The 18,035-nt window shown below is 62.0% G+C and carries 18 protein-coding genes; 6 read left to right on the top strand and 12 right to left on the bottom strand.

The features are described 5' to 3' along the window. Positions 1-66: 66 nt before the first annotated feature. On the top strand, positions 67-1,698 hold the full coding sequence (pvdP, locus tag HU725_RS16200; protein ID WP_186478784.1) for a pyoverdine maturation tyrosinase PvdP: 1,632 nt from the start codon (positions 67-69) through the stop codon (positions 1,696-1,698). Positions 1,699-1,766: 68 nt separating this feature from the next. Here pvdP and HU725_RS16195 read toward each other — a convergent pair whose 3' ends face one another. The 7 genes from HU725_RS16195 to HU725_RS16165 form a co-directional block, all read right to left on the bottom strand. Beyond that, the gene (locus tag HU725_RS16195) at positions 1,767-2,726 is read right to left on the bottom strand and encodes an endonuclease (RefSeq protein WP_186478785.1); all 960 of its coding nucleotides are present in this window, start codon (positions 2,724-2,726) and stop codon (positions 1,767-1,769) included. A gap of 138 nt (positions 2,727-2,864) precedes the next feature. After that, positions 2,865-3,191: an AzlD domain-containing protein gene (locus HU725_RS16190; RefSeq protein ID WP_186478786.1), complete on the bottom strand. Its 327-nt coding sequence runs from the start codon at positions 3,189-3,191 to the stop codon at positions 2,865-2,867. Continuing rightward, the gene (locus HU725_RS16185; protein ID WP_186478787.1) at positions 3,188-3,907 is read right to left on the bottom strand and encodes an AzlC family ABC transporter permease; all 720 of its coding nucleotides are present in this window, start codon (positions 3,905-3,907) and stop codon (positions 3,188-3,190) included. The genes HU725_RS16190 and HU725_RS16185 overlap by 4 nt, the downstream gene beginning before the upstream one ends. Positions 3,908-4,077: 170 nt before the next feature. Then, positions 4,078-5,457, bottom strand: coding sequence for a dihydrolipoyl dehydrogenase (gene lpdA, locus HU725_RS16180; protein ID WP_060476963.1), 1,380 nt, complete (start codon positions 5,455-5,457; stop codon positions 4,078-4,080). 2 nt (positions 5,458-5,459) lie between these two features. Continuing rightward, positions 5,460-6,728: a dihydrolipoamide acetyltransferase family protein gene (locus HU725_RS16175; protein ID WP_186478788.1), complete on the bottom strand. Its 1,269-nt coding sequence runs from the start codon at positions 6,726-6,728 to the stop codon at positions 5,460-5,462. Further along, a complete protein-coding gene (locus HU725_RS16170) occupies positions 6,729-7,787 on the bottom strand; it encodes an alpha-ketoacid dehydrogenase subunit beta (RefSeq protein ID WP_060476961.1) in 1,059 nt (352 codons plus the stop codon). A gap of 1 nt (position 7,788) precedes the next feature. Continuing rightward, a complete protein-coding gene (locus HU725_RS16165) occupies positions 7,789-9,021 on the bottom strand; it encodes a 3-methyl-2-oxobutanoate dehydrogenase (2-methylpropanoyl-transferring) subunit alpha (protein ID WP_186478789.1) in 1,233 nt (410 codons plus the stop codon). A gap of 197 nt (positions 9,022-9,218) precedes the next feature. On the opposite strand from HU725_RS16165, the gene bkdR reads away from it, so the two are divergent. From bkdR to HU725_RS16150, 3 genes are all read left to right on the top strand, one after another. After that, complete coding sequence (gene bkdR, locus HU725_RS16160; protein WP_060476959.1) at positions 9,219-9,704, top strand: Bkd operon transcriptional regulator BkdR; 486 nt, start codon at positions 9,219-9,221, stop codon at positions 9,702-9,704. A gap of 191 nt (positions 9,705-9,895) precedes the next feature. Then, positions 9,896-11,137 (top strand): glutamine synthetase family protein, encoded by a 1,242-nt coding sequence (locus tag HU725_RS16155; RefSeq protein WP_186478829.1) that lies wholly within the window; start codon positions 9,896-9,898, stop codon positions 11,135-11,137. 129 nt (positions 11,138-11,266) lie between these two features. Further along, a complete protein-coding gene (locus tag HU725_RS16150; protein ID WP_186478790.1) occupies positions 11,267-12,601 on the top strand; it encodes an MFS transporter in 1,335 nt (444 codons plus the stop codon). A 54-nt stretch (positions 12,602-12,655) separates the two neighbouring features. On the opposite strand, the gene HU725_RS16145 is transcribed toward HU725_RS16150, so the two are convergent. The 5 genes from HU725_RS16145 to flgA all read right to left on the bottom strand — a co-directional run bounded on the left by HU725_RS16145 (position 12,656) and on the right by flgA (position 15,936). Next, entirely contained in the window at positions 12,656-13,228 is a 573-nt protein-coding gene (locus HU725_RS16145; RefSeq protein ID WP_060476956.1) for a hypothetical protein, read from the bottom strand. 147 nt (positions 13,229-13,375) lie between these two features. Next, positions 13,376-14,119, bottom strand: a complete 744-nt coding sequence (locus tag HU725_RS16140; RefSeq protein WP_060476955.1) for a flagellar brake protein — start codon at positions 14,117-14,119, stop codon at positions 13,376-13,378. Positions 14,120-14,199: 80 nt separating this feature from the next. Beyond that, complete coding sequence (locus HU725_RS16135; RefSeq protein WP_060476954.1) at positions 14,200-14,667, bottom strand: flagella synthesis protein FlgN; 468 nt, start codon at positions 14,665-14,667, stop codon at positions 14,200-14,202. Between the two features lie 51 nt (positions 14,668-14,718). Further along, positions 14,719-15,033: a flagellar biosynthesis anti-sigma factor FlgM gene (gene flgM, locus HU725_RS16130; protein ID WP_060476953.1), complete on the bottom strand. Its 315-nt coding sequence runs from the start codon at positions 15,031-15,033 to the stop codon at positions 14,719-14,721. Between the two features lie 150 nt (positions 15,034-15,183). Further along, entirely contained in the window at positions 15,184-15,936 is a 753-nt protein-coding gene (flgA, locus tag HU725_RS16125; RefSeq protein ID WP_060476979.1) for a flagellar basal body P-ring formation chaperone FlgA, read from the bottom strand. A 78-nt stretch (positions 15,937-16,014) separates the two neighbouring features. Between flgA and HU725_RS16120 the strand changes: the two genes are divergently transcribed. Together HU725_RS16120 and cheR are read left to right on the top strand one after the other, a co-directional pair. After that, positions 16,015-16,944 (top strand): chemotaxis protein CheV, encoded by a 930-nt coding sequence (locus HU725_RS16120; protein WP_186478791.1) that lies wholly within the window; start codon positions 16,015-16,017, stop codon positions 16,942-16,944. 51 nt (positions 16,945-16,995) lie between these two features. Continuing rightward, complete coding sequence (cheR, locus tag HU725_RS16115; protein ID WP_186478792.1) at positions 16,996-17,823, top strand: protein-glutamate O-methyltransferase CheR; 828 nt, start codon at positions 16,996-16,998, stop codon at positions 17,821-17,823. Positions 17,824-18,035 lie beyond the last annotated feature (212 nt).

The following is an 18,035-nucleotide window of genomic DNA, read 5'->3' as shown; positions in this document are numbered from 1 at the left end:
TAAATTTGCCGCGCGGCGTCTCGTTCTAGCTCGATAGGCGTGGCTGACACGGGTACGGATGTGGCGATGAGGTTTTCCAGGCGTGGGTTCATGGTGGGGCTAGCGGTTGCGGGGGCGGCGGGCTCGGCTGCGTGGTATGCGCGCCAGCCCCAGGACAACGACGAGCCGCTGGGCAAGGATGAAGTGCAGACAGCGGGCGAGGCCATTGTCGAAGCAGCCAGCGAGCCCGGCATGCGCATCGCCGACAAACTGCGCGGTATCTGGGACCTGCGCTTGACTGGTGCCGATGCTGGGCTTGAGGGCTTGCCGCTGCAGGGCCTGCAACTCCTGCTCGATGTCGGGCCGACGGGCCGCGCGCTGCGCGGCTTTGTCGATGTCGCACAGCAACTGCGCGGCAACGAACAGCCTCGCTACCGAGTGCTGGGCGAGCTGGTTGCTGCCGATGCGGGCAACGTGCGCTGGCGCCTGGTGCCGGCGGGGGCGTCAGCACCTAGCCATGAGCTGGAGGCGACCCTCGATGAGGTATGGGCCTCATGGGGCAATGCGGGCGCAGGCACCCTGACCGGCCGCATCCGGCGCATCGATCGGCCACTGCTGAGCCCTGAGCCTGACAACCAGTTCGTTGCCAGCAAACGCGCCTTCCCCGAAGCACGCCAGGTCACGCCGTTGGCACCCACGCTCATGGCCTGGCTGAACTCCCCGGAGCACCGCCTGTTCCATCAGGTATGGCATGCCACTCGGGACAAATGGCACCGCTTGCCCGAGGCCAAGCGCGATGCCCTGCGAGGCGCTGGCTGGCAACCAGGCCCGCGTGACGCGGAACGCAGCGCTCGGGGCCGGCGCAAGCACCTCAATGGGTCCGGCGAAGATTTTCTGTTCATGCACCGGCACATGCTGGGGCATGCACGCGGCCTGCAGCCTGGCCTGCCGAACTGGACGCAATTGCCACTGCCGTCACCGCAGCTGGAGTACGACCGCGTGGGGTTCATCCGCTATCAGGAGAACCACGATGGCAACTCGGTGCCACCGGCCTGGGTGGCGGCTGATGATGAAGAACTCAGCCAGTGGTTGCATGGCATCAAGGCGGCACAGACTTTCTTCAGTAACTTTCAGGTGTGGGAGTCGCAGTATCAGGACCCGGACTACCTCAGCCGCCTGACCCTGGGGGAATTCGGCTCACAGGTGGAACTGAACATTCATGACTGGTTGCACATGCGCTGGGCCACCGTCACCCGCGACCCCTCCAACGGCGCCCCGGTGATGGGTGACCGCGACCAGACCGATTACGCTGCGCGCTGGTTCCGTGAGGAAAACGACTTCCTGGGCGACCCGTTTTCGTCCCACGTGAACCCAGTGTTCTGGCGCTTTCATGGCTGGATCGACGATCGCATCGAAGACTGGTACCGGGCCCACGAGCGCGCCCATCCGGGTGAAGTGCAGCGCCGGCAGGTCAACGGTGTGTCCTGGTTCGCACCGGGGCGGTGGGTGCAGGTCGGTGACCCATGGCTCGGGCCGATCACCCATGGCTGCGGTGGCATTTCCGATGCTGGAGGCGGGGCGGGGGAGATGGAAGTCGAAGCCATGAAGCTTGCGCTGCGCATTGCCTTCAGCGGTGAGCGGGACGTGGACCCCTTGCTGCGGCGCACCCCGCGCAGGCCTTGGTATGCCCGGCATATCAAACTGCCGGGCAAGGTCTGAACGAGGCCTCTAGCGCGACGGGTATCGCGCCCAGCGGTGGCCTGGGCTCCAGCCGACCTGCAAGCCGCTTATCTGCAATTACCCGCCTTGCGATACCCTGCCGCTTGCGCTTGGGCTTCGCTGCCAAACGCCACTTGGTTCTTCTGCGACACCTGGCTGTAACCTGGGCAGCCAGTGGCCAGGTGATAGACATGGCTATTGCGGTTACCCAGCACCGCGCCAGCGCTTAGTGCATTGGCCAGTGTCGGCTCGGCCGGCGCCGGTTTGGCAGCCGGTGCCGAGGCAACGCCAGCACCTTGTGGCGTGTAACCCAGCGCCCACTTGCGCTCACCGGTCACGAACGGGTTGCTGTGGCCCATGATCGCGGCAATGCGCTGATCCCGCTGCTTTTCCCAGGCCGTTACCGGGTGCTGCTTGTCCCAGGCCATTAACACCTGTTGCTGCTGGCGCGACATGCTGAGCTTGTAGCGATCGAACATATAGAACGTGGTGCGCGCTACCAAGCCTTTGACCTCGTCGCGTGGCTCGGCGGTTTTCTGTTGGAAGTCGATCTTGGTGGTGCATTGGCCATACTGCGGCGCAACCCCAGACACCATGCCGTAGTTGAAATTGCTGCGGTCACCATTCACTTCGCCCACCGATGGGTAGAGGTTGAACAGATCGGCCTCCATCGCGCGGAAGGTTGGGTCGCTGTCGACACAATGCTCGCGCCCGCCGTTCTGCCAGCATTGGCGCTGGTGGCCGAAGGTCCAGGCCGGGACGATATGCTCCCATTCGGTACGCTCGGCGCGGGTCTGCTGCTTGCGGGTTTCATAGCCGCAGGATTTCAAATCGATGCGCCCGCCTGACTTGCCTACCCAGGTCCACTTGCAGCCACAGTACAAGTCGCCGGTGGCGCTGTTGCTTTGGTCAAGGTAGATCTTCTGTTTCGCGACCACCTTGGCTTCGGTGAAGGTGGCGGGTGGGCTGGCGAAGGCGGCGGGTAGGGCGGCGAAGGCAAGTGCGACGGCGCAGAGCAGTTTCTTCATTGAATTACGTCTTAGGCTTACAAAAAGACGCGATTATACGGATTGTGCCCTGGGGTAGAAGCGGTGAAAGGCTTGCGGTTGAGCGCTGCGCGGCTGTGCAAAGGCGTTCGACAGCTCTCGAGGATACTCGCGCAGAGCTTAATAGCCCCAGTACTGCAGCCCCCACAGCACACCCATGCCAACCCCCAGGGTCAGCAGCGTGCTGCGTGTGCGCCAGGCGACCAGCGCGGCGACGATCGCCGCAGGTAGCTGCGGGTTGCCTATGTCGATGCCAGGCTGCCCGGCCTGGAACACCACCGCCGGCAGTACCAAGGCGGCCAGTACGCTGGCTGGCACGTACACCAGCGCGCGGCGCAAAACCGGTGGAATGCGCAGTGCACCATAGAATTCGATGAACGACAGCCGTATCGCGAAGGTGCCCAGGCCGATCAGGGCGAAGGTGACCCAGGGGGATAGCTCGGTCATGGCGTCTGCGCTGCCTTGTTTGCGTCTTTGCGAAGGTGCTCGATGGTCAAGCCGCTGATCACCCCGCCCAGCGACGCGGCCAGCAAACCCAGGTTGTAGGGTAGGTCATGTGCCAGAACCGCCAGCGCACCGCCCGCCACCGCTGCGCCCAACATTGCCGGGTTACGGATGCTCGGCACCAGCAGGGCCAGGAACGACAAGGGAATGGCAAAGCCCAGCGACCAGGATTGCGGGATGCCGGCACCCAAGTACACACCGGCCAGCACAGCCAGGTTCCAGCCGACCCACATCGGCAGGGCTGTTCCCATGTAGTACGCGAAGGCAGATCGGCCCACCGGGCCGGCGCCGAACTTCAGGCTGCACAGTGCAAAAGCCTGATCGGAGAGCACGAATGCCAACGGCCAAGTCTTGCGCCGCGGCAGGTTGCTGAGATGGGGCGCCAGGGCTGCGCTGTACATCACAAAGCGCAGGTTGATCACCAGTGCGGTCACCACCATGGTCAGCGGCAGCGCACCGCTGTGCATCAGTTGTAGCACCACCATCTGCGCAGACCCGGAATAGAACAGCAAAGTCATGCCCATGGCATCGGCAGGCGACATACCGATACCTATGGCCGTCACTCCGGTGATCAAGCCAAAGGGCAGCATGCCGGTCATCAATGGCAGGACCGCGCGGGCACCTTCGCTGAAGGCGGGCATCGCGCCTGGGTGTGACATGGGGTATTCCTTGACGCTCATCGGGGCTGCACAAAGTAAAGGGCGCAGCGCATTGTCACAATGGCTTTTTCGAAACGATCGGTCTGCGCGAGGGCACGCAGGCGTTAGCGGATAAAAAAGACCCGCAGCGCCAGGGCGAGCGGGTCAAATCGGCCTTGGCCGCTCCAGTGTCAGATATGCAGTGCGTGGCCCAGCGCACGCAGCGCCGCTTCCTGCACCGCCTCGCCCAGGGTCGGGTGGGCATGGATGGTCCCGGCTACATCCTCCAGCCTTGCGCCCATCTCCAGCGACTGCGCGAATGCAGTACTGAGCTCGGACACGCCCACCCCCACCGCCTGCCAACCGACGATCAGGTGATTGTCACGGCGTGCCACCACGCGCACGAAACCGCTGGTCGATTCCAGCGTCATGGCCCTGCCGTTGGCGGCGAACGGGAATTGCGCGACGATGCAGTCGAGCCCAAGCTGGCTGGCTTGCTCGGGCGTGTGGCCCACCACCACCACTTCCGGGTCGGTAAAGCACACCGCGGCGATGGCTGCAGGTTCGAACCGTCGCGCTTTGCCAGCGATGATTTCGGCAACCATCTCGCCCTGCGCCATGGCACGGTGGGCAAGCATCGGCTCACCGGCCACGTCACCAATGGCCCAGACGTTGCGCATGCTGGTCTGGCAGCGCGCATCGATGGCGATCGCAGCGCCGTTCATCTTCAGGTCCAGGCATTGCAGGTTGAACCCTTGGGTGTGTGGCCGACGGCCTACTGCCACCAGCACCCGGTCGGCCTCAAGGCGCAGTTGCCCGCCCTGGCCATCGCTGGCCAGCAGGCAGCCGTCTTCATAGCCCTCTACGCTGTGGCCCAGGTACAGGCTGATGCCCAAAGTCTTCAGAGCCTGCGCTACGGGGGCGGTCAGCTCGCTGTCATAGGTCGGCAGAATGCGTTCGCGCGCCTCCACGACGCTCACCTGTGCGCCAAGCTTGCGATAGGCGATGCCCAGTTCCAGGCCGATGTACCCGCCACCCACCACCACCAGATGCTTGGGTAGCGTTGAGGGCGCCAGGGCTTGGGTGGATGAAATGATCGGCCCACCCAAGGGGAGCATTGGCAGTTCGACGCTGGTGGAGCCAGTGGCCAGCAGCAGGTGTTCGCACTGTATACGCTGGCCGTCGACCTCGACCTGCTTGCCATCGAGGATCTTGGCCCAGCCGTGAATCACCTTCACGCCATGTTTCTTCAGCAAGGCAGCCACGCCTGTGGTCAGGCGGTCGACGATGCCATCCTTCCAGGCCACGCTCTGGGCGATATCCAGGCGCAGGTTGTCGACGCTGATGCCCAGTGGCGAATGCCCGGCCAAACGTGCGGTCTGATGGAATTGCTCGGCCACATGGATCAGCGCCTTGGACGGGATGCAGCCAATGTTCAGGCAGGTGCCGCCCAGGGCCTGGCCTTCGATCAGCACCGTAGGAATGCCCAGTTGCCCGGCACGGATAGCGGCTACATAACCTCCCGGGCCACCGCCGACGATCAGCAGGGTAGTATCGATGATCTGCGACATGCTCACTCCAGGAACAGACAGGCAGGTTGTTCGAGCAGGCCGCGCACGGCCTGGATGAACTGCGCGGCGTCCATGCCATCGACCACCCGATGGTCGAATGAGCTGGACAGGTTCATCATCTTGCGCACGACGATCTGGCCGTCGATCACCACCGGCCGTTCGACGATACGGTTGACGCCGACGATCGCCACTTCCGGTGTGTTGACCACCGGTGTGCTGACGATGCCGCCCAAGGCACCGAGGCTGGTCAGGGTGATGGTCGAACCGGTCAACTCTTCACGGCTGGCCTTGTTGCTGCGCGCAGCGTTGGCCAGGCGTGCGATCTCGCTGGCGTTGGCCCACAGGCTGGCGGCTTCGGCGTGGCGCAACACCGGGACCATCAAACCGTTGTCCCCCTGGGTGGCGATGCCCACATGCACCGCGCCATGGCGGGTGATGACCTGTGCTTCGTCGTCGTATGTGGCGTTGATCTGCGGATAGTCGCGCAGGGCTACCACCAGAGCGCGTACCAGAAACGGCAGCAGCGTCAGCTTGCCACGCGTGTCGCCATGCTTGGCGTTGAGCTGCTGGCGCAGGGCCTCCACGGCGGTGACGTCGATCTCTTCTACGTAACTGAAATGCGCGACCCGGCGCTTGGCATCCTGCATGCGCTGGGCGATCTTGCGGCGCAGGCCCATCACCGGCACCTGCTCACTGTCGGTGCGCTTGGCATAGCCCTGCGGGGCCTGGCCGGCAGCGCTGTGCGGCTTGCTCATGAACGCGTCGAGGTCTTCGTGCAGGATGCGCCCGGCCGGGCCGCTGCCATGCACATAGCGCAACTCGATGCCGGCATCCAGTGCGCGTTTGCGCACGGCAGGCGAAGCCAGCGGTTTGTCGCCAGGCTGGCGCGGCACGATCGGCGCTTGGGCAAGCTGCGCCGGGGTATGTGCGGCTACGGGTTGGATGGCCTGTGGCTCAGGCTTGGGCGCAACGGTTGCACTGGGAGCCTGCGCCACGTTGGCCTGCGGCACCTCGACATGGTTGCCGCCGCCTTCGACCTCGATGCGGATCAGCTCGCTGCCGACCGCCATCACTTCGCCCGGCTGGCCGCCCAAGGCCAATACTTTGCCGCTGACCGGCGAGGGGATTTCCACCGTGGCCTTGTCGGTCATGACGTCGGCCACTACCTGGTCCTCAGCGATGATGTCACCGACTTTGACGAACCATTCCACCAACTCGACCTGCGCGATGCCTTCGCCAATGTCCGGCATCTTGATGACGTGCGTGCCCATTCAGACCTCCATGACCCGTTTCAATGCCGCGCCCACCCGCGATGGGCCTGGGAAGTACGCCCATTCCTGTGCGTGGGGGTAGGGGGTGTCCCAACCGGTGACACGCTCGATCGGCGCTTCGAGGTGGTGGAAGCAGTGCTCCTGCACCAGCGACACCAGTTCGGCGCCGAAGCCGCAGGTACGCGTGGCCTCGTGGACCACTACACAGCGGCCGGTTTTTTTCACCGACGCGACGATGGTTTCCAGGTCCAGCGGCCACAAGCTGCGCAGGTCGATGACTTCAGCATCCACACCGGTTTCCTCAGCAGCCACCTGGGCCACGTACACCGTAGTGCCATAAGTCAGCACGGTCACGTCGTTGCCGGGACGGGTGATAGCCGCCTTGTCCAGCGGTACGCTGTAGTAACCGTCGGGCACAGCGCTCTGCGGGTGTTTCGACCAGGGGGTGACAGGGCGGTCGTGATGGCCGTCGAACGGGCCGTTGTACAGGCGTTTGGGCTCCAGGAAGATCACCGGGTCGTCGCATTCGATCGAAGCGATCAGCAAGCCTTTGGCGTCGTACGGGTTGGACGGCATGACCGTGCGCAGGCCGCAGACCTGGGTGAACATCGCTTCGGGGCTCTGGCTGTGGGTCTGGCCGCCGTAGATGCCGCCACCGCAGGGCATGCGCAAGGTCAGCGGGGCGATGAACTCGCCGGCCGAGCGGTAACGCAGGCGGGCCATTTCCGAGACGATCTGGTCGGAGGCCGGGTAGAAGTAGTCGGCGAACTGGATTTCCACCACCGGGCGCAAGCCATAAGCGCCCATGCCAACGGCAGTGCCGACGATGCCGCTTTCCGAGATCGGCGCGTCGAACACGCGCGACTTGCCATACTTGGTCTGCAGGCCTTCGGTACAACGGAAAACCCCGCCAAAGTAACCGACGTCCTGGCCGTATATCACCACATTGTCGTCGCGTTCGAGCATGACATCCATGGCCGAGCGCAAGGCCTGGATCATGGTCAGTGTGCTGGTGGCCATGGCGGTTTCCGGGTTGATGCTGTTGTTGTGATCGTTCATTTCAGACCCCTAGTTCCTGGCGCTGACGGCGTAGGTGCTCAGGCATGTCCTTGTAGACGTCTTCGAACATCGACGCCGCGCTGGGAATGTGGCCATTGGCAAGCGTGCCGTACTGTTCCGCCTCTTTCTGCGCCGCGATCACTGCTGCTTCGAACTCGGCGGTGGTGGCCTGATGTTCTTCCTCGGACCAGTTACCGGTCTTGATCAGGTGCTGCTTGAGGCGGGCGATCGGGTCGCCCAGTGGGAAGTGGCTCCAGTCATCGGCGGGGCGGTACTTGGACGGGTCGTCGGACGTCGAGTGCGGGCCGGCGCGGTAGGTCACCCACTCGATCAGCGACGGGCCAAGGCCACGGCGGGCGCGTTCGGCGGCCCAGCGCGAGGCGGCGTAGACGGCGACGAAGTCATTACCGTCGACCCGCAGCGAGGCGATGCCGCAACCCACACCACGGCCGGCGAAGGTGGTCTGTTCACCACCCGCGATCGCCTGGAAGGTGGAGATCGCCCATTGGTTGTTGACCACATTGAGGATCACCGGGGCGCGGTAAACGTGGGCGAAGGTCAAGGCGGTGTGGAAATCCGACTCGGCGGTGGCGCCGTCACCGATCCAGGCCGAAGCGATCTTGGTATCACCCTTGATCGCCGAGGCCATGGCCCAGCCCACTGCTTGCACGAACTGGGTCGCCAGGTTGCCGCTGATGGTGAAGAACCCAGCATCGCGTACCGAGTACATGATGGGAAGCTGGCGGCCCTTGAGCGGGTCGCGCTCGTTGGACAGCAGCTGGCAGATCATGTCCACCAGGGACACGTCGCGGGCCATCAGAATGCTTTGCTGGCGGTAGGTGGGGAAGCACATGTCGGTGCGGTTGAGCGCCAGCGCCTGGGCGCTGCCGATGGCTTCCTCGCCCAGGCTCTGCATGTAGAACGACATCTTTTTCTGGCGCTGGGCAACCACCATGCGGCTGTCGAAGATGCGTGTCTTGAGCATCGCACGCATGCCTTGGCGCAGCACCTGGGGGTCGATGTCATCGGCCCATGGGCCCTGGGCATCGCCGTGCTCATCGAGTACGCGGACCAGGCTATAGGAGAGGTCGGCGGTGTCGGCGGCGTCTACATCGATTGGAGGTTTACGAACTTTGCCTGCGTCGTTCAGGCGCAGGTAGGAGAAATCTGTCTGGCAGCCTGGCCGGCCGGTGGGCTCGGGCACATGCAAACGCAGGGGGGCGTACTCGTTCATGCTTTTTACGCTCGCTCGGATGTTGTTTTTGTGAGCTCTGAAGCGGTCGCCGCTGACTACCGGCTTGTGACTGGCAGGTCAGCGTCACTTACATCTTAGTGGCAGGGCGAAAGAATTTTTCTCTCAAGTTGATTGCCTTTGTCTGACAGGGGAGATAAACATTCCGCATAAGCACAAAAAACCGGTGAATTTGTCTCATGCGCAAGCTCGATCGTACCGATATCGGCATTCTCAACAGCCTTCAGGACAACGCCCGCATCACCAATGCCGAGCTGGCGCGCTCGGTGAACTTGTCGCCGACGCCCTGTTTCAACCGGGTCAAGGCGATGGAGGAGCTGGGGGTGATTCGCCAGCAGGTCACCTTGCTGTCGCCCCAGGTGCTGGGCCTGGACGTGAACGTGTTCATCCATGTCAGCCTGGAGAAACAGGTCGAGCAGGCCTTGCACCGCTTCGAGGAAGAAATCGCCGAGCGGCCAGAGGTGATGGAGTGCTACCTGATGACGGGAGATCCGGACTACCTGCTGCGGGTGCTGCTGCCGAGTATCCAGGCCCTGGAACGGTTCCTCGATTATTTGACGCGCTTGCCAGGGGTGGCCAACATCCGCTCAAGCTTTGCCCTCAAGCAGGTGCGCTACAAGACCGCTTTACCGTTGCCTGCCAATGGCATGACCTTGCGCGAATAGGCCGGCACAGTCTATGCGAGAGGGTGCTTGATATTTTAAACACCCCTAGCCTATGTTGTGGCCAGCCCATAACAACAAGGACAAGCGTCATGACCACCGCCGCCCACCGCTCGCCTGCCGAGATCCTCCAGGGCATTGACCAGATCGAATGCGTCACCCCCGACCTCAACGGGGTCCCCCGTGGAAAAGTGATGACCGCCGAAGGCTTCCTCGAAGGCCGCCGCTTGCAGATGGCCCGGGGTGTGCTTTTGCAATGCATCATGGGGGGTTACCCTCCAGCGCGTTTCTACGGCAGTGACGACGGTGACCTGGCGTTGGTGGCCGAGCCTGCACAGATCCATCGCCTGCCATGGAGCGAAGAGGGCCTGGCGCTGGCTATCTGTGATGCCAACGAACTTGACGGCATGCCCTCTGGGCTGTCCACGCGGGGCCTGCTAAAAGCGGTGATCGCCCGCTATGCAGCCCTGGGGTTGGCACCGGTGGTGGCGACCGAGCTTGAGTTCTTCGTCTTTGCCCACAACGCCGACCCGCTGCAGCCCTTCCAGCCCCCGCTTGGCAGGGACGGCCGCCGTGAGCTTGGGCATTCGGCGTTCAGCGTCAGCTCCAACAACGGCCTGCGCCCATTCTTCCAGGAGGTCTACCAATGCATGGCGGCCCTGGGCCTGCCACGCGACACCTTCATGCATGAAATGGGCGTGAGCCAGTTCGAGATCAACTTGCTGCACGGCGACCCGCTGCTGCTGGCCGACCAGACCTTCCTGTTCAAGCACCTGCTCAAAGAGGTGGCCCTAAAGCACGGGCTGACTGTGGTGTGCATGGCCAAACCGTTGGCACATACCCCGGGCAGTTCCATGCATATTCACCAGAGCCTGGTGGAGATCGCCAGCGGGCGGAATGTATTCAGCGACCAGAAAGGCGAGGCGACCGAGGCGTTTTACCACTTCATCGGTGGCCAGCAGGCGTGCATGGCCGACTTCACCGCGTTGTTCGCGCCCAACGTCAACTCCTACCAGCGCTTGTGCCACCCTTATGCTTCGCCGAACAATGCCTGCTGGTCCGAGGACAACCGCGCTGCAGGCCTGCGCATCCCTGCCAGCGCCCCGGTGGCGCGACGGGTGGAAAACCGCTTGCCGGGCGCCGACGCCAACCCCTACCTGGCCATCGCTGCCAGCTTGGCCGCGGGCCTGCATGGCATCGAACAGCGCCTGCAGCCCACCCCGGCGATCCAGGGCGAGTTCCAGGTGCCGGAGCACTTGAGTCTGCCTTGCACCTTGCATGCAGCACTGGAGCGCCTCAAGCGCAGTGCGTTGGCCCGGGAACTGTTCGGCAATGAGTTCATCGAAGGCTACGTTGCGAGCAAGACCCTTGAACTTACGGACTTCTTCAACGAAATCACGCCATGGGAGCGACGCGTGCTGGCCGCACAGGCCTGAGCGCGACACCCTTGGCACTGGCCGCGCCGCTGTCAGCCGATTTGGCTGGCGCAGGACTGCATTACGGCCGTTTTGCTTTTATGCTTGCGGCAAGCCAACGCCACCTGACCAGGGAGTTCGACGGGACGTATGCGAAACATCTGGAAGCCCTTTCAGTCGCTGTATTTTGCCGCCTTGATGATGCTGATCGGCTCCGGCCTGCTGAGCACTTACCTGGCGCTGCGCCTGGCGGCCGAGCATGTCGATAGCCTGTGGGTAGGTGCGTTGATGGCAGCCAACTACTTTGGTCTGGCGGTAGGCGGCAAGGTCGGCCACCGGCTTATCGGTAGGGTTGGGCACATTCGAGCCTATGCCACGTGCGCCGGCATCGTCGGTGCGGCGGTGCTCGGCCATGGCCTGACCAGCTGGCTGCCGGTATGGGTCGGGCTGAGGATGATCGTCGGCCTGGGCATGATGTGCCAGTACATGGTCATCGAAAGCTGGCTCAATGAGCAGGCCGACGCCAAGCATCGGGGTGCGGTGTTCAGCGGCTACATGATCGCCTCCTACCTTGGCCTTGTGCTTGGCCAGCTGATTCTGGTGGTACACCCGCAACTTGGCCCTGAGCTGCTGATGCTGGTAGCCATGTGCTTCGCCTTGTGCCTGGTGCCGGTAGCGATGACCCGGCGCATCCACCCAGCGCCGCTGCGCCCGGCACCGATGGAACCAAAGTTCTTCATCAAGCGGGTACCGCAGTCGCTCAGTACGGTACTGGGTTCGGGCCTGATCGTCGGCTCGTTCTATGGCTTGGCGCCGCTGTACGCGTCCAGTCAAGGCATGTCGACCGAACAGATTGGTCTGTTCATGGGTTGCTGCATCTTTGCCGGGCTGCTGGTGCAGTGGCCGCTTGGCTGGCTGTCCGACCGGTATGACCGTGCTGTGCTGATTCGTAGCGTCGCAGTGGGTTTGGCAGTGGCGTCGGCGCCGCTCGCGCTGTTGCCCAGCGTGCCGCTTGAGGTGCTGTTCGGCATTGGCTTCGTGATTTCCCTCCTGCAATTTTGCCTGTACCCGCTGGCGGTGGCGTTCTCCAATGACCATGTCGAGAGCGAGCGGCGGGTTTCGTTGACGGCCATGCTGCTGGTCACCTATGGCGTGGGTGCCTGTATCGGGCCCTTGGCGGCGGGTGTTCTGATGAAAGTATTCGGGGCGCAGATGCTCTACGCATTCTTCGCATTCTTCGCCCTGGTGCTGGTCTGGCGCATCCGGCCAAAAGCCGTTACCGGGCTGCACCAGGTGCAGGATGCTCCACTGGGGCACGTGGCCATGCCAGCGGCCGGCTCGCCACTGTCGGCGGCCCTTGACCCCCGTGTGGATGAGCAGACCGTACAGGACGTGATGCAGACCCCAGTTGCGGCTGAGGATACCGAAGAAGAGGAAAAGGCGGGGGTAGAAGCGGCGCCGGGGCACGTCGAGCGGCCATTGTAATCGAACTGCCAGCAAGCAGGCCCCGTGCCTGATTGCTGGCAGGCGGCAAGGTCACTAGTGCTTGAGCTCTATATTGCGCAGCTGCAGCGTCAGCACTTCGCCCTGTTTGTCGCCGGCATTGAGAAACCACAAACGCAGATTGTCACTGTCCTTGTTGCTGACGTGCCTATAGGGCACAACTGACACCCTGTGGCCCTGCAAGTCGCGCAGGTGGAAATCGATATGCTCGGCGCTTGCCACATCACCGTCCCAGGGTTGCAGCAATTCGATCTTCCATTTGTTGCGCGACTGCGAAAACAGATCGTGGGGCAAGTCCAATAACCTGCCCAACACGTGAGTGCCGTAAAGGCCCAGCCAGCCATTGCCGTTTTTGGCGAGCCTTGCGTCTTGGTACTCCCAGGAAGTGTCGCATTTGATCTTGTAGTAGATGCGGTTACGTCCTTTTTCCACGAAGGCGAACTCGAAGCGTATGGGCTTGAAGCTGGAGGTGCCCCGCAAGTGGTGCTCTGTGCACAGCCAGCCATCGACGTCCAAAGAGAGCGTTGGGTGCACCCAGATGGGGGTTTCAACTACCCCGATACGGCCATAGTGGCAATGCAGTTCAGCGGTGAATGTCGATTGAATCATGCTAGGCCTCGTTCCTGATGCGCCTGTTGCAGGCTTAGGGCGCTCTACAGTAGGAAGTCGGTCAATCACGCGTAATGGGGAAACCCTACGCCAATCGGCAAACGAAAACGCCACCCGGTGGGTGGCGTTCGGCGAGTGCGGCTCGGTTCAATAATCGTCTTTATCGAAACGCCGAGCCTCACGCTGTAACTGGTAGACGAAACTTTCGACCTTGCGCTGGGCTTGACCTGTGAGGTTATGAAAGCGCACGCCAGCAAAGGTGGTGTTGATCCGCTCTTCGAAGTGCAGATGGCGCAGTTCCACCATGGTATCAACCAGGCCTAGCGGGTTGCTGGCCTTGAAGCGTTCGTACACTTGGCCCAGTTGCAGGCGGTCCTCGACGTTACCGTCGAAGCGCAGCTTGCAGCCGGTGGCCGAAATATCCAGCAGCTTGCCGCGCAAGGCACCGTTACCCTTGAGGTAGCTGCCATCGAGAATGATGTCGACCAACTGCGACAGCTTGAGCGCTGCACGGAATGCGTTGCGGCGCTGGTGGTAGGTCATTTCTTCGGGCATCGCACCGCGGTAGCAGCGATGACCATCGACCTCACTGATTTTCAACTGCTGGTCGCATTCCCAGGCGATGCGCACACCGTCGTGGAAGCCTTCGATGCGGAACGCTTCGCCGTTCTCGATGAATTTTTCGCCATCGCGCGGAATCATTTCATCCAGGGCCAGCGCATTGCTGTCACGGTCTACGTGCACCACGTAACTCTGGAACCGCTGGCTGCGCTCGTGGAAGGTGATGATCAGCGGATCGTGGCTTTCTTGTAGTAGGCGCAGGTTGGCCGCGATCTCCAAGGGCGTGTTCAGCACCTTTGGCGGTTGCGGGGCATCGGCTTCATTGAACACGGGTTATCAATCTCCAGGCAAAAACGACACACGCAAGTAACGGCATTTTGCCAGTATGTTCCGTGCCTTGATAGAAATAATCACACCTGGCTGAGCGCCCGGGGCTTGGCTAGTGGGGAGGTGGTGCCACGGCTGTCGTAGAGCGATGGCGCTTCACCGCCCTGAAGGATATTGATCTGGTTGGCCGTGACGTGTTGTTGCACTTGAATCATCCGGCCGTTGGTCTCGTTGACCTTCTGGCACGCCGTCATCAACTGGTTCAGCACTTCGAGCTGCTGCATGATCAGCTCGCCGTTGTCCGACTGAGCGGCCAGTGCCTGCACACCGGCACGGTTGGCACTAAGGCCAAGGCTGGTGAGCAGGTTGTTGCGACGCATGCCTTGCTGCTCGAGCAGAACGATCAGCGACTGCTTGCGCGCCAGGATACCCTCCAGCGGAGCCATGTCGCGGCCGTGCAGGGCGATCGACTCCTGCTGGAGCAGGTCGAGCAGTTCCTGGGTCGGTGCGATGTCGTCTTCGATCAGTTGCAGCAAAGTGATGTCGTGCATGGCTAACTCTTTGGCTTTACATAGCGTCCGTGAAGTCAGCGCGACGAACGGTCAGCGCTGGGCTTCGAAATCGAGCAGTTTGCTGGCGACACGGCCGGCGTCGACCTGGTAGCTGCCGTCTGCGATGGCCTGCTTCAACTGCGCCACGCGGGCACTGTTGACGACGGGCTGGTCGCGCAGCTTGTCGCTGACCTGTTGCAACTGCTGGGCCTCTTGGCTGAGGTGTACCGCTTCTCCGCTGGCGCTGGCGCCTTTGGGCGCTTCTTTGGCTTCGCCGGTTTTTTCGGCGTTGCCGGACGTGGCGTTGCCACGAACGCCACCCGTGATGGACGGAGAGTTGTTCAAACGACTTAAGTCGATGGCCATGATCGCAAACCTCTGGGTATTTGGACGCTTGCCTTGTTTTCGGCCAACCCGAAATAAACTTTAGGCATTAATGCGTAGCCGCCTGTCAGCAAGCCCGCGAACCCGTTTGCGCACAGTTTAGGAAAAGCCGCAGCGCACTGCCAGCGTAATCTACATGGCGACCTCGACGTGGCCTGGGCCGGTCACCCGGGCTTTGACCACCCGCTGCGAATTGAGGTTGCGCACGCGGATCTGCTCGCCTTCACCACCTTTGGCCAGCGCTTCGCCGGGCATGCGCACGCTCAGCGAGCCACTGCGCGCGGTAATCACGACATGATCGCCCTTGCGCACCACCTCAGCCTGTTCAAGGTGCTGCGGCGTGAGTACCTGGTCGAGCACTGTGGGGCGTAGCATTTTCATGCCCACCGCCTGATCCAGTTCGGTGAGAAAACCCTGGTTCAGCGTGCCGACATCGCGCTCGCGCAACGCGACATCGTTCTCGCCGACCACGTTGTCACGTTTGAGTGGCCGAGTGACCACCACCACCTCGCGAAATAGCTTCACCGTTGCCGGTACGAAGATGGTCCAGGGCGCGCTGCCGTTGCAGCGCACCCGCACGGTCACCCGCCCCAGCGGTTGTGCAGGGCTTTCCAGCGACGCGTCCAGTTGCTGACTGCACAGGGGCATGCGTAGGCGCGGGTCGAGCGGGTTGACCTGAATTTCGTAGCGCCCTGGGGTTTGCGTGGTCGCCAGATAGTCCTCGACACTGAATTCAAGAAACCCTTGGGTGACACCGATAAGCTGTTCAGGCAAGGTAACCGCGTCCGCCAGTGTGCGAGCGCCAGGTGCCAGCAGGCATAGCGTGGCGAGCAAGCCGCTCAGCAGGTGCGTCAGTCGTCGGAAATTTGTCGTTTTCGTGTACATGACGCTCAAAAAAGCAAAGCCCGTGCCGACTTGCTGAGCAAGTGGCACCAAAAAGGCAGAAAGCATAAGGAGTCAGGCATGGCGGGGGTAATGGATTCAGTCAACCAGCGTACGCAGCTGGTTGGGCAGAATCGCCTGGAATTGCTGCTGTTCCGTCTCAATGGAGCGCAGCTTTACGGCATCAACGTGTTCAAGGTCCGCGAGGTGCTGCAATGCCCTGAGCTGACCCTGTTGCCCAAGTCTCACCGAGTTGTGCGAGGTGTGGCCAACATTCGCGGGGCGACCATCCCGATCCTCGATTTGTCGATGGCGACCGGCTTGCCAGGCTTGCAGGAAGACACGCGCAACAGTTTCGTGATCATCACCGAGTACAACACCAAGACCCAAGGGTTTCTGGTTCATTCGGTCGAGCGTATCGTCAACATGAACTGGGAAGAGATCCATCCACCACCCAAGGGCACTGGGCGCGACCATTACCTGACGGCCGTTACCCGGGTCGACAACCGCATGGTCGAAATCATCGACGTGGAGAAGGTGCTGGCCGAGGTGGCACCGTCGTCCGAATCGGTGTCTGCCGGTGTGGTCGATGCCGAGGTGCAGGACAAGGCCACTTTGTTGCGCGTGCTTACCGTCGACGATTCGTCGGTGGCGCGCAAGCAGGTCAGCCGCTGCCTGCAGACGGTGGGGGTGGAGGTGGTTGCACTCAACGATGGTCGTCAGGCCCTGGATTACCTGCGCAAGCTGGTGGAGGAGGGCAAGCGGCCGGAAGAAGAGTTTCTGATGATGATTTCCGACATTGAAATGCCGGAAATGGACGGCTATACGCTTACCGCAGAGATCCGTAGCGATCCGCGTATGCAAAAATTGCACATCTGCCTGCATACTTCGCTGTCCGGGGTATTCAACCAGGCGATGGTCAAGAAAGTCGGTGCCGATGATTTCCTCGCCAAATTCAGGCCGGATGACCTGGCCCAGCGCGTGGTCGACCGAATCAAGGCAACGCATTGAAGCAGCCGGGGGCAGCCCCCCGGCACCAGTGATTGAAAAGAGGCGGCAGTAGTGTCTACGGGTAATTTGGAATTCGAACAGTTCAGGGTATTCCTGGAAAAAGCCTGTGGCATCCTGCTGGGGGAGAATAAGCAGTACCTGGTTTCCAGCCGTCTCAACAAGCTGATGGAGCAACAGGGTATCAAGAGCCTCGGCGAGCTGGTGCAGCGCATTCAGACCCAGCCGCGCGGCGGCCTGCGTGAGCAGGTGGTGGATGCGATGACCACCAACGAGACCCTGTGGTTTCGCGATACCTACCCGTTCGAAGTGCTGAAGAACAAGGTCATACCCGAGTTCATCAAGAACAACCCCGGCCAGCGTCTGCGCATGTGGTCGGCGGCCTGTTCGTCGGGGCAGGAGCCGTATTCGATCTCGATGGCGATCGACGAATTCGAGCGCAGTAACCTTGGCCAGTTGAAGATGGGGGCGCAGGTTGTCGCCACCGACCTTTCCGGTTCGATGCTGACCAATTGCAAAAGCGGTGAGTACGATAGCCTGGCAATCGCTCGTGGGTTGTCCCAGGAGCGCTTGCAGCGTTATTTCGACACTAAAGGGCCCGGCCGGTGGGCGGTCAAGCCGGCCATCCGTAGCCGAGTCGAGTTCCGCGCTTTCAACCTGCTCGACAGTTACGCGAGCCTGGGCAAGTTCGATATCGTGTTCTGTCGTAATGTGCTGATCTACTTCTCGGCGCAGGTGAAGAAGGACATCCTGATGCGCATCCACAGCACCCTAAAGCCTGGGGGGTATCTATTCCTAGGTGCCTCGGAGGCGCTGAACGGGTTGCCAGACCATTACCAGATGGTCCAGTGCAGCCCCGGTATCATCTACCAGGCCAAGTGAGTGCGATGGCCGGCAATGCAAATTGCCGGCTTTTTTTATTTGCCCATGCCTGCCCTCTCGCGGTTCAACCCGCGAATCGTGGCGTTGCGGTTTGACGTCAAATTTTTGATTTGCCGCTTTTGCCACCCCTCAATTGCCGCTTTTCCCTCGCCAAGCGGAAGCACTTTGCCGCTTTTCTGGCATCGGGCCAGCAGCTGAATACACCGCAGCCC

This window comes from Pseudomonas promysalinigenes, assembly GCF_014269025.2.
Taxonomy (GTDB): Bacteria; Pseudomonadota; Gammaproteobacteria; order Pseudomonadales; family Pseudomonadaceae; genus Aquipseudomonas; species Aquipseudomonas promysalinigenes.
The sequence above is the reverse complement of the archived record's forward strand: the minus strand, read 5'-3'. Positions and strand labels throughout refer to the sequence as shown.